The following is an 11,357-nucleotide window of genomic DNA, read 5'->3' as shown; positions in this document are numbered from 1 at the left end:
GCAAAAACGGACTGGCAATCATCCTGAGCAAGCGCAGTGGAGTTGACCGCTCCATCTCTGACAAGTTCAGTGTTCTTCATGCGCGCCTGACCGAGTTGATCACATACGCGCGCGACGGCGCGATCAGCGGCGGAACGGCGTACGAGTTGCATGAGTTACACCAAGTGTTATTCAATACAGAGATTCCACCTGACGCGAAAGCCAAAGAGGCGATTCGAATTGTTGAGCGGAAGCGCGAGTCGGGTAGTGATCAGCAAGTCAATGAGCAAGTCAAAGCAAGCTTTGCAGGTTGGATCCAAACCATCTCGCTTGATGAACTTGCCCGCGAAATGATTGTTGCCAAGGAACTAGCAGGGATAGAGGGGGAGGCGCAATGAGTGAATGGTTGGTAATCCCGCGTGACCCTTTGATTTTTCGAGATGGCAAGCCCTTCGTTGCAACGCCTGGCGAGCGGGCAGATTCTCTACCGTTCCCATTTCCATCTACGGTGATTGGGGCGGTGCGGACACGGGCAGGAACGGATGCTTCCAATGGCAAATTTGATGCAACCAAATTGAATAGATTGTTGGAAAACTCCATCCATGGACCGGTGCTGGTTGAATTAGATGCAAATGAAGCCATTGTGGAGAGATACTTCCCCGCCCCTGCGGACGCTTTGGTGGTTGAGACGAGTGATAAGGGCATCGTGCTACGATATGCTCTTGCGCCGATTCGAGTATCTACTAACTCAACCGATTTGGGAGTGTCGCACTTGGTTGGGCGTGATCCACAGATCAAAGATAAGCCGTATTACAAAACCCCACGCTTATGGACGTGGCCAACGATGAAAGAATGGTTACACAACGGGGTGGATGATGGACCGTTCGACGCGAAAACTTTAGGTATGGAGGAACTGCCGCGCGATCATCGCACACACGTCAGCATCCAACCGGATACACATGCTTCCCGAGAGGGCGCTTTGTTTCAAACCAGCGGCATGGAATTCACCACCGAGAACGCGTCTTCGCTTGCAATCGCATTGACTTCGGATGCTGGGTTACAAGCCGGCGTGGACTTTTTGGGCGGTGAGCGGCGGATTGTACAATGGTGGGCAACTTCAAATGTGTTCGCAGATGCCACCTGCCCTGAGGATATTGTGCAGAAGATCAGCGAAGACAAGAGTTGCCGACTAATCCTTGCGACCCCGGCGTATTTTGCCAACGGACATCTTCCGAGTTACCTGACCAGCCAATTTGGAGCAACCGTGGTGGCATCAGCGGTGCCGCGTTATCAGACTATCTCTGGGTGGGATTACTCGAAACCAAATGGTGGTGAGCCAAAGCCTACCCGCCGACTGGCGCCTGCCGGGAGTGTGTATTTTCTAGACCTGACTCAGGTAACGGATTTGCAGGATTTCATAAAACGCGTGTGGTTGAATAATATCAGTGATGATGTACAGGCGTGCCGCGATGGTTTTGGGCTGGCGTTGCTTGGCACGTGGAAGAATATGGAGGTGAACGGATGAGCAGGAAACTTCCAGAGAAGAACCCGCCGGTGGTGAACAAAGAAGTTCAAAAGCCCGGCTGGGTGATAGAGATTCGGAAATACAAGGTAATTACCCCCCTGTTTGGCGGCGGTGAGGAACCTCAACGACCGGATTCGCTGACCACGATCCGCGCGACCGAAGTGCGCGGGCATTTGCGCTTTTGGTGGCGTGCTACGCGCGGAGGCGGCTTCGACGGAAATCTGGCGGCTATGAAGAAGCGCGAGGAAGAGATTTGGGGTTCACCCGCTGAAGAGAATAAGCCGGGACCTTCCAAAGTGCACGTGAGGGTTGTCAGCGCGCATCGAGGCAAGGCAAGCGGCAATGATGTTGGGCAACCCGGCTCCGCATGGAGTTATGTGGCTTTTCCTTTACGCGAGGATGAGTTGCCGGTTTATGAAGATGCCTCTTTTGAGTTGGAAATCAAGTATAAGAATGTTGACAATATTAATGACGACGTTGAGGCGGCTTTGTGGGCATGGGAAACCTTTGGCGGTATCGGTGGACGCACACGGCGGGGGTTTGGAGCGTTGCAGTGTGAGGCAAAAAAAGACTCTGCCGATGGGTCGTGGCAGAAAATTGACCCCCCGGCAAGGAATCAGGTTGACAAAAACTTCTTCACAAAACATCTTTTGGCAGACGGTGTGTGGCACCCGGGCGTCCCTCATTTGACAACGAATTCTCGTATGAAATGGGTAACAAAGACAGACAATGCCAGCGAGGTTTGGGAGAGTCTTTTCACTGCATTAAAAGAGTTTCGACAAAAACGATACAAAGGCGAGTTTGGATTGAGTCAGTGGCCTGAAGCGAATGAAATCAGGCGATTGTTTAATAAGGAAATTAATACCCCTGAAAATATATCTGGCTACAAACATGTTGAAAACAGGTTTCCACGCGCCAAGTTTGGATTACCGATTCAATACAACATGCATCACGATGAAGATCTTCCGGAGGATATTAAACTCCAAGGTATTCTGATTGATGATAAAAAATCCATAGACCGTCTTGCAAGCCCGTTGATTCTGCGCCCGATTGCATGTTCCGATGGAGCTGTGGGACTTGCCGCTATTCTGGAATGGGAGACCGTTGAGTCGAGTGAAATGTACACGCCGCCAGGCGGATTGGTTTTGAGTGGCGTGCCGAATCATCCTTCTGTAGTAAGTGATGTGCTGGAGAGCGAAGTTGCATATATTCCGCCACTGGGCAGCCATACCGATGTCTTACAAGCCTTTCTCGACTCGTTGAAATAGGAGGAACCAAACATGGATGCGAAACTGTTAGTTGTTCAGGCGATCTCGCCATTACACGCAGGGACCGGGCAGGGCGTTGGAGTGATTGACTTACCCATCGCGCGCGAAAAAGCAACCGGTATTCCGTTCTTGCCGGGTTCGACGCTCAAGGGCGTGTTTCGGGACGCAGGCACAGACTCTTCAATGCGGACAAAAGTTTTCGGACCAGACACCGGCAATGCAGAGTTGCACGCTGGGGCTGTGACCTTCAGTGATGCGCGGTTGTTGTTATTGCCCGTGCGCAGTTTGCATGGTGTATTCGCATGGGTGACATCGCCGCTGCTCTTACACCGATTGAAACGAGACGCCGCAAACACACCCGCGCCGCTTGCTTTCAACATCCCTGCGCCTGCGGATGGAGAGTGTTTTGTAAGTAATGACGGAGAAGGATTGAGTATGGAGATCGATAGAGACAAGAAGAAAAGTGCGGTGGTACTTGAAGACTTGGCGTTGAAATTTAAGCGGAAAGCAGAAGTGACAGCTTGGGCGGGCTGGTTTGGGCAAACGCTCTTCGTGCAAGATACGGATATGCAAAACGCATTGAAAGCACGGTTATGCATTGTTTCGGATAATGTGTTGAATTTTCTGTTGGAAACAGCGACGGAGATCACTGCCCGCATACAGATAGATGACGACAAAAAAACTGTCAAGGAACATATGTTATGGTACGAAGAAGCGTTGCCCACGGAAACCGTGATGGTCAGTTTGGTGGTCGCGGCGAACGTGGACAAAAGCAATGCCAGAACGGCGGATGTGTTCGCCGAGGTGAAGAGACTTTCTGATAACAAAACCCTGCAATTTGGCGGCAAGGCGACTGTGGGGCGCGGCTTGTGTAACGCCACATTGTTGGGGTAGGAGGCAGTAATGAGGACTCTCGAACAGGAAGTGGCAGAGAAGGTGTACAGGAAAGTATCGCTTTTTGGGGAGAACCAGCCGCAAGGGAGCGCGAAGCGGAATCAATATGGGGCGATGGCGCATTCCCTGCCGATCCTCATCCGCACGGCAGGGTTGGCGGAGGCGTTGGCGTTCGTCCAAAGCCGCGGCAAGGAAGGAAGTACCGCGCTTCTTGAGGATCTAGGGCAGGTAGTTCTCGATAAGAGCGCAGACGATTTTGCCGTACAAAGCCGCGATGTGGAGTTGCAGGAATACATGTACCTCACCCACCGCTCGTTGCAGGCGTTGAAATGGTTCAAGCGTTTTGCGCAAACAATTCTGGACGTTCCTGCCACACAAGATGACGGAGGCGCGCGATGATACAGTTTCGCCGTGACAGTTTGACGAAGATCGCCCAGCCGCCTGCAGAGGCACACGCCGGGCTGTGGTTGGATAAGTTTTTCCCGGGCGACGATGCGCAAACCGCCAAAGCCGAGCATGTGAAGCAAGTGACCAAGGTTTCCATTCCGGAGGCATATACAACTTTCTTTCGACGTTGGAACCAAACGCTGACTAGCTTGGGCGCGGATTGCCGCCCGTTTCGAACGGAGGGCAGGTTGGCGGTGAATTTGGGCGCGGAGGGTGTGCTCGAAACTTCGATCGCTTTACACCGCACGTATGGAATGCCATATATTCCGGGGAGCGCGTTGAAAGGGTTGGCGGCGCATTTTGTGACTGAGTATTTCAAGGACGACCCGGTTTGGGATGTGGAAACGCGCCGTTACCTGTTCGGTGATACGACCAGCGCGGGGTACGTTACTTTTTATGACGCGTTGTATATGCCGGGTACCGGCAAAGGACTTGTGCCGGATATAATCACGGTTCACCACCCAGAGTATTATCAGGGCGCCAAGCCGATATATTCGCAAACGCTGGAACTGGCTCCGCCCGCCGATTGGGACAGCCCAACGCCCATTCCATTCATCACAGTCAATGGAACGTTTCTGCTCGCGCTTTCAGGACCGAGCGATTGGGTAAAGGCGGCGTTCGAGGTTTTGGAACTGGCGCTGGTGCGCGAGGGCGTGGGCGCGAAGACTTCGAGTGGATATGGCAGGATGGAAGAGGCTGAGATAAAAATCGAATATAAGACTTTCAAGGACGCGAGCGAAATACACATTGGCGATTACTTTCGCGGCGCAGTTTCCGAGGTGGAGGCAAAAGGTATTAACCTCTCGATTCCCGAGTTGAACCCGGATGATGCGCAAGCCTATGTGGCAGTGGATCACCCGGGGCGGTATCAAGAGGGCGCTGTGGTTCGATGTAAAGTGGTTGATATTCAGACGATCGGCACGTATTTACGCGTGATTTGTGAACTAGCCAAAGCCAAATGACCTCCTACCTCGCCAACGCCTTCTCGCTCAATATGCTGAGCGTTGGCGCAGAGGGGATGCGCGTGGACATTCAACTTGTTCTCCCAGCCGAGATACCAGCCGAGACTGTCAGTATCATTGGTCATGCGGATATGGCGGCAATCGTATCGAGCGTGCTTAAACGTCCGGTGGAGGTTAATCGAGAATCGGTGCTGTTGCAGAAGGATGATGTTTTATTCGTGGCTCAGTATCACGGCCCGCGCCTGCCCGCCGGGGCAACCACCTTGTCCGCAGGTGGAAGGATTGAGTTTTACCGCATTACCTGTCATACAAAATAGATTTCCGTTATGAATACGAAGGAGAGTTTCGAATGGATTGGTTGAATATGAGCAGTATTGCTGATTACGTCGGGATTCTCGCCGCGCTCATCGGAGTTTGGACGTGGATGAATACCCGCCGCATCCGCGAGGATGAACAACGCGAACAAAATCGTCTGAACGAGAAAGTGAAACTTATTTTGAAATCAAAAGACGACAAGGAGTTCATTCGCTTGCCAGGCGAAATGCGGCGGGAAGAAGTTACCCGCGCGGAGGTGCTTGGCTGGGTGGGTATGTTGCCGATGGTGGAAGAAAAGAAAGGCAAGCGATTTGATATCGCCTATACAAACTCAGCCGAATTCCTGAGCCAGTTGAGTGAGGTTCAAACCGGTAACGGAGACGTTACTTTCGAAATCGAATGCACACCGGAAGAATTCCGCCAATTTGCCGTGAAGATAACAAAAACAAAAAAGAAAAAAGGTTCCGCATGATAAAGCAAGTTCTCGGCGCCATGATATTACTTCATCGCCTCACCCCAACGAACATGAGGCTACTCGACCAGCGGCTCCTCGCAATGACAGAATAATATGCTCCTCTCCTCCGTCATTCACTTGAAAGCGTTGGAAAGCGGTTCCATTCCTCAATACATGGGGGCGGCGATACGGTCGGAATTTCTCACGTGGATGGGGATCTCGGATGCGGAAGAACCGCATTCCGCCGATGAACCGCGCGAAGAAACAGAAATGCACGGGGGGAATCAGTTGCGCCCGTATACGGTATCCGATTTGCAGGGGGTGTCCAACGCCCAAAAGGGATTCAATCGAATCGAAGCCGGGCAACGCGCGTGGTTTCGCGTGACCACCTTGAATGAAGAACAATCGCAGAAATTCCAGAATGCTGTTCTGCCAACTGTCGTAGATCGGGTTTTCCAGTTAGACAGGGTCAAGTTTCAGGTCACAAACGCGGCGGAGGCGGGAAAACACCCCGGCGCGCGAGCAACGTCGTATCAGGCGTTGGTGGATAAATACCTCAAATCAGACTCTCCGGTATCAGACACACTGAACATCGAATTCAAATCGCTGACCACATTCCACGCTGGGGATTTTTATTTACCCCTGCCCGTTCCAAAATTGATCCTGAGATCGTGGCTCATGCGCTGGAATCGCTTTTCCTCTGCGATCTTGCCCTTCGAGGCAAGGGATATTCGGGAGGCAAACTTTGCCTTGAGCCAACATGATATTCAAACCGATACCGTCGAATACCGGGGTATCTCATGGATCGGCTTCAAGGGGAAATGCGCGTTTCGTATTTTCGCAAGAGAGGCATACTGGGCGCGCTTGTGCAACCTTCTGGCGGAGTTTTCGTTCTATTGCGGCACTGGTCATAAGACCACATATGGATTGGGACAGACATGGCGCGCCTAATGTCATTGCGAGGCGGCGCTCTTCCGCCGTGGCAATCTGCTGTGATGAGGAGATTGCTTCGGTCGCCGCGCTCCCTCGCAACGACATATAAAACATGAAATGGATCGAACGCATCCTCGAGACTGAAAACCTGCGGCGCGCCTGGGAGGAGGTGCGGGCAAAGAAGGGCGCGGCAGGTATAGATCGCGTGAGCATTAAACGCTGGGAGCGGAATTTCGAGGAAAGACTCGATACGCTTGCCGCGGAAGCGCGCGCCAACACATACCGCGCTCGCAAACTGAAACAGTTCCACATCCCGAAGAAAGACGGGACGCTTCGCACCATTTCCATCCTCACCGTGACCGACCGTGTTTTACAGCGGGCTGTCTTACGCCTCGTGGACGATGTGTTCGACCGCGAGTTTATGGATTGCAGTTTCGGCTACCGCCCCGGACGCGGCGTGCGTGATGCGGTCCCGGCGATCCTCGCGCACCGCGAGGCGGGCAGGCAATGGGTGTTGGACGCGGATATTGACAATTGCTTCCCCAGCCTGAAACATTTTTTGATCTTGCGGCATTTTCAGCAGAAGGTGGACGACTCAATGGTTTCAGGTCTGATCAAGCAGTGGATGGCGCAGGGACAATCTGTGCCCGGTGTGGGAATTTCGCTTGGCGCGGTGATCTCGCCCCTGCTGTGCAATATTGTATTGCACCAATTGGATACGAGGCTGATGGAGGCGGGGTATGCGCCCGTGCGGTATGCCGATGATTTTTGCGTGTTTTGCAAGACGAAAGCGCAGGCAGAAAAAGCCATGAAGCGCACGGCGTTCATCTTGAAAAAACTGCATCTCATTCTCGAGCCGAACAAGACCCGCATCAGTCACTTCGACGAGGGGTTCGATTTTCTCGGCGTGCATTTCGAGCGCGATACGTATAGTTTCGAGGCGGCGGAGAAACGGATCGAAGTGAAAGGAGCGTTCGACGCTGAATTGTTCCATGATTATGCCGCGCCGCAGGGGTATGGCTAATGTCATTGCGAGCCGCCGCTCTTGTTCTTTGGCGGCGTGGCAATCTGCTTGCTTGTTCAAGGAGATTGCTTCACTTTGTTCACAATGACAGACGAGCGAGGAGACTGCTTCGCTAGCGCTTCGCAGTGACATAAAATGCCCACTCTCTACGTGACCGAGCCCGGCGCTCGGATCGAAAAAGAGTACAAACGCATCCTCGTGATGAGCAGGGATGAGGAGGTGTTGTTCAGCGCGCCGCTGGCGCATGTGACCGACGTGGTGATTGTGGGCAGTGTGGGCATCACTACTCAAGCGATGGTTTCATTGCTGGGCGCAGGCGTTTCGTTCTCGATCATCAGCCGTGCGGGGAAACTGCTCGGCAGGCTCATGCCGCCCAGCGAGGGAAATATCTTCTTACGACATACACAATATCGCCGGTCGGAGGCGGCGGCGTTTTGTTTTGACATTGCGCGCGCCATCGTGTTGGGGAAATTGAAGAACGAGCGGGTGTTGGCGCGCCGGCTGGGGAGGGCAGACCCAGCCGTCCCGTTGAGGGGAATCGAGCGCATTACGAGTTGCATCAAGCAAGCCGAGAACGAATCCGATCTGGATCGTTTACGCGGACAGGAGGGCATCGGCGCGAAAGCCTATTTCGAAATCTTCCGCGCCGCGCTCAACGAAGATTGGAGTTTTCCGAAACGCACGCGCCGCCCGCCTGCCGACCCTGCCAACGCGTTGTTGAGTTTGGGTTACAGCCTGCTCACACAAAATATGATGACCGCGCTCGAGATCGTGGGGCTCGACCCCTACGACGGTTTTTTTCACGCCGACGTGTACGGACGCCCCGCGCTGGCGTTGGATCTGGTGGAGGAGTTCCGAAGCGTGATCGTGGATTCGACGGTGCTGACCGTGATCAACAAACGCATCCTTTCGCCCGATGATTTTGAACCGGCCGAGGCAGGCGGAGTGAGCCTGAAACAACACGCCTTGAAGAAATTTCTCGCGCAATATAACGCGCGCTTGCAAACTTCGGTCGTTCATCCGCTGGCGGGGCGCGCCATTACGTATCAGAAATGCTTTGAGGTGCAAGTGCGCCAACTGCGCCATGTGATCGAAGGGAAAGAGAAAGCCTATGTGCCGTTTTTAACGAGGTAAAAACCTGACAGGTTTCCGCGAATCCATCCTCAACGCGAATCCGTGTCCGCGCATAGGTTGTGGTAAACACGAGTCGCGCTTAAAACCTGTCAGGTTTCATTTTGAAAGGTGTATAATGCCAACACAATTCATTCTCATTGTCTACGATATCTCGAACGACAAACGCAGGACAAAATTGCACAATGTATTGCTCGATTACGGCACGCCCGTGCAGTACTCGGTCTTCGAGTGCCATCTCGACGCGAAGAACCTTTCCAAAATGAAGCAGGCGATTACCCGTGTGATCCGTAAGCGTAAAGATAACGTGCGGTATTACTACTTGTGCGCCGATTGTGAAAAACGGATCGAATCCTCCCGCCCTCATGAGGTTTCCAAATCGTTGCCGCAGGAAACGATGGTGGTGTGAGCGCCGAAAAAACGAGCGCCAAGGGGGGCGCAATGGGCTTTGGCGATGCTCGGAAAGTGCGCCTAACCAATGGCAACCTGTGGCGCAATCGGTTACACATTTGAAGCCACTTGTCAGCCCTGACCCGCAAGAACCGAGCATCCATGCTTACCGAAACGCACTATGCGATGCTCGGAAATGAGATATACAGCCAAAACGGTGTTTTTCTTGAAGAAGATTGATCTTAACCTTAATCTTTTTGAAGGCAGAAAACAGAATTGAAAGTTGGGCAAGAGTAAGAAATAAAAAATCCCTCAATGAGGGACTGAAACAGTCGGCTATAACAACCGCCTGCTCAGCTTTTGCTTGCGGCACTTTGTAAGAAATAAAAAATCCCTCAATGAGGGACTGAAACCTGTGGCACAAGCGGACAAGACCATTCCGAAAACAATCAGAATGGTAAGAAATAAAAAATCCCTCAATGAGGGACTGAAACCCGATGGCTGCCATGATGCGGCGAAGCAATGGGCTGCGTAAGAAATAAAAAATCCCTCAATGAGGGACTGAAACTATGCAAGAAATCCAGAACCATCGTTGCGCCAAGCGCCAAGTAAGAAATAAAAAATCCCTCAATGAGGGACTGAAACCGTGGATCGTGGGCTTGCGCCAGTTACCGCTGAGCCGTAAGAAATAAAAAATCCCTCAATGAGGGACTGAAACTTGATCCCAAACGGCTTGAACGGTTCCTTCACTTTCAAAGTAAGAAATAAAAAATCCCTCAATGAGGGACTGAAACTTACTACCCTGGGATAGTCCTCTATGCATTCTGCACGATGTAAGAAATAAAAAATCCCTCAATGAGGGACTGAAACGTCCATGATGAAACCGTGTGGAGCGATTCACCCTCGTAAGAAATAAAAAATCCCTCAATGAGGGACTGAAACCTCGGCAACATCGGGGTCCGCTTGGGCAACGATCTCGGGTAAGAAATAAAAAATCCCTCAATGAGGGACTGAAACGCCGCCAGCGAGGCGATACATCATGTACCCTCCAAGCGCTCCAAGTAAGAAATAAAAAATCCCTCAATGAGGGACTGAAACGGCGATCAGAGCGGGAAGCGCGTTCTTGAACGCAAGTAAGAAATAAAAAATCCCTCAATGAGGGACTGAAACAGATCACTGACACGGGCATTGACGCCATCCTGAATCAGGTTGTAAGAAATAAAAAATCCCTCAATGAGGGACTGAAACCGGTTAAGGCAAGCCGGGTAGGGTCATTCGGGTTGGGTAAGAAATAAAAAATCCCTCAATGAGGGACTGAAACGCATCGTGACATAGGTGTTGTTGTTGTCGGGCTCATGTAAGAAATAAAAAATCCCTCAATGAGGGACTGAAACCACTGTCGACGCCGACCCACAGGCCATCTGCCACTTTGGTAAGAAATAAAAAATCCCTCAATGAGGGACTGAAACAATCTGAGTAGCATCCTCAACTGTCTCAACGTACGGTTGTGTAAGAAATAAAAAATCCCTCAATGAGGGACTGAAACATGCACCAGCGCTTGTCCAAGTGCACAAGGCACTCGCCGTCGGTAAGAAATAAAAAATCCCTCAATGAGGGACTGAAACATTTTCGGGCTTAGCGAAGTATTCCTCAAGGTGTGTGGTAAGAAATAAAAAATCCCTCAATGAGGGACTGAAACTCAGCTCCTGGGACTTCGGGCGGTGCATTCGCAACAAGTAAGAAATAAAAAATCCCTCAATGAGGGACTGAAACGTTCCAACCCTGCCTTGGTTGTCCCAAAGATTGCCCAGGTAAGAAATAAAAAATCCCTCAATGAGGGACTGAAACGTAACGGTTGAAATATCGACGGTAGGCATAGCAGTTGTAAGAAATAAAAAATCCCTCAATGAGGGACTGAAACACTTCCTCGCTTTCGCTTCCTGTGCCGATTGTTACGAATTCGCCAGTAAGAAATAAAAAATCCCTCAATGAGGGACTGAAACTGATCGATTTTTTTTCTTTCAATTTACACGTA

Annotated in this window: 11 protein-coding genes, 1 pseudogene and 1 CRISPR repeat array; all 12 genes and pseudogenes read left to right on the top strand. The window is 51.6% G+C overall.

Features of this window, described 5'->3' with window-relative positions; all coding sequences use genetic code 11:
* Positions 1-377: pseudogene (locus AC16KF_RS01660) on the top strand (hypothetical protein); the annotation flags it as partial.
* Positions 374-1,504: a type III-B CRISPR module-associated protein Cmr3 gene (gene cmr3 / locus AC16KF_RS01655; protein WP_484035545.1), complete on the top strand. Its 1,131-nt coding sequence runs from the start codon at positions 374-376 to the stop codon at positions 1,502-1,504. The pseudogene AC16KF_RS01660 and the gene cmr3, both read left to right, overlap by 4 nt.
* Positions 1,501-2,772 (top strand): type III-B CRISPR module RAMP protein Cmr1, encoded by a 1,272-nt coding sequence (gene cmr1 / locus AC16KF_RS01650; RefSeq protein WP_484035544.1) that lies wholly within the window; start codon positions 1,501-1,503, stop codon positions 2,770-2,772. The genes cmr3 and cmr1 overlap by 4 nt, the downstream gene beginning before the upstream one ends.
* Positions 2,773-2,784: 12 nt before the next feature.
* Positions 2,785-3,666, top strand: coding sequence for a type III-B CRISPR module RAMP protein Cmr4 (gene cmr4 / locus AC16KF_RS01645; RefSeq protein WP_484035543.1), 882 nt, complete (start codon positions 2,785-2,787; stop codon positions 3,664-3,666).
* Between the two features lie 9 nt (positions 3,667-3,675).
* A complete protein-coding gene (locus AC16KF_RS01640) occupies positions 3,676-4,065 on the top strand; it encodes a type III-B CRISPR module-associated protein Cmr5 (RefSeq protein WP_484035542.1) in 390 nt (129 codons plus the stop codon).
* Entirely contained in the window at positions 4,062-5,075 is a 1,014-nt protein-coding gene (cmr6, locus tag AC16KF_RS01635; RefSeq protein WP_484035541.1) for a type III-B CRISPR module RAMP protein Cmr6, read from the top strand. Before AC16KF_RS01640 ends, cmr6 begins: the two co-directional genes overlap by 4 nt.
* The gene (locus tag AC16KF_RS01630; protein ID WP_484035540.1) at positions 5,072-5,392 is read left to right on the top strand and encodes an STIV orfB116 family protein; all 321 of its coding nucleotides are present in this window, start codon (positions 5,072-5,074) and stop codon (positions 5,390-5,392) included. Before cmr6 ends, AC16KF_RS01630 begins: the two co-directional genes overlap by 4 nt.
* Before the next feature lie 107 nt (positions 5,393-5,499).
* Positions 5,500-5,862, top strand: a complete 363-nt coding sequence (locus AC16KF_RS01625) for a hypothetical protein (RefSeq protein WP_484035539.1) — start codon at positions 5,500-5,502, stop codon at positions 5,860-5,862.
* Between the two features lie 96 nt (positions 5,863-5,958).
* Positions 5,959-6,795, top strand: a complete 837-nt coding sequence (gene cas6 / locus AC16KF_RS01620) for a CRISPR system precrRNA processing endoribonuclease RAMP protein Cas6 (protein ID WP_484035538.1) — start codon at positions 5,959-5,961, stop codon at positions 6,793-6,795.
* A 94-nt stretch (positions 6,796-6,889) separates the two neighbouring features.
* Positions 6,890-7,801 (top strand): reverse transcriptase domain-containing protein, encoded by a 912-nt coding sequence (locus AC16KF_RS01615; protein ID WP_484035537.1) that lies wholly within the window; start codon positions 6,890-6,892, stop codon positions 7,799-7,801.
* Positions 7,802-7,936: 135 nt separating this feature from the next.
* Positions 7,937-8,935, top strand: a complete 999-nt coding sequence (cas1, locus tag AC16KF_RS01610) for a CRISPR-associated endonuclease Cas1 (protein ID WP_484035536.1) — start codon at positions 7,937-7,939, stop codon at positions 8,933-8,935.
* 115 nt (positions 8,936-9,050) lie between these two features.
* On the top strand, positions 9,051-9,341 hold the full coding sequence (gene cas2 / locus AC16KF_RS01605) for a CRISPR-associated endonuclease Cas2 (RefSeq protein WP_484035535.1): 291 nt from the start codon (positions 9,051-9,053) through the stop codon (positions 9,339-9,341).
* Between the two features lie 274 nt (positions 9,342-9,615).
* A CRISPR array of direct repeats spans positions 9,616-11,325; the repeat unit is 37 nt; unit sequence GTAAGAAATAAAAAATCCCTCAATGAGGGACTGAAAC.
* Positions 11,326-11,357: the final 32 nt, after the last annotated feature.

This window comes from Candidatus Defluviilinea gracilis (assembly GCF_057138825.1).
Note: the sequence above shows the minus strand (reverse complement) of the source record. Positions and strands in the feature narration are given on the sequence as shown.

What these genes read in the sequence shown, in the direction of transcription:
- cmr4 (WP_484035543.1), top strand. Translation starts at nt 2,785, where the DNA reads ATGGATGCGAAACTGTTAGTTGTTCAGGCGATCTCGCCATTACACGCA.
- cas1 (WP_484035536.1), top strand. Translation starts at nt 7,937, where the DNA reads ATGCCCACTCTCTACGTGACCGAGCCCGGCGCTCGGATCGAAAAAGAG.
- cas6 (WP_484035538.1), top strand. Translation starts at nt 5,959, where the DNA reads ATGCTCCTCTCCTCCGTCATTCACTTGAAAGCGTTGGAAAGCGGTTCC.
- AC16KF_RS01630 (WP_484035540.1), top strand. Translation starts at nt 5,072, where the DNA reads ATGACCTCCTACCTCGCCAACGCCTTCTCGCTCAATATGCTGAGCGTT.
- cmr1 (WP_484035544.1), top strand. Translation starts at nt 1,501, where the DNA reads ATGAGCAGGAAACTTCCAGAGAAGAACCCGCCGGTGGTGAACAAAGAA.
- AC16KF_RS01625 (WP_484035539.1), top strand. Translation starts at nt 5,500, where the DNA reads ATGAATACCCGCCGCATCCGCGAGGATGAACAACGCGAACAAAATCGT.
- cmr6 (WP_484035541.1), top strand. Translation starts at nt 4,062, where the DNA reads ATGATACAGTTTCGCCGTGACAGTTTGACGAAGATCGCCCAGCCGCCT.
- AC16KF_RS01640 (WP_484035542.1), top strand. Translation starts at nt 3,676, where the DNA reads ATGAGGACTCTCGAACAGGAAGTGGCAGAGAAGGTGTACAGGAAAGTA.
- cmr3 (WP_484035545.1), top strand. Translation starts at nt 374, where the DNA reads ATGAGTGAATGGTTGGTAATCCCGCGTGACCCTTTGATTTTTCGAGAT.
- cas2 (WP_484035535.1), top strand. Translation starts at nt 9,051, where the DNA reads ATGCCAACACAATTCATTCTCATTGTCTACGATATCTCGAACGACAAA.
- AC16KF_RS01615 (WP_484035537.1), top strand. Translation starts at nt 6,890, where the DNA reads ATGAAATGGATCGAACGCATCCTCGAGACTGAAAACCTGCGGCGCGCC.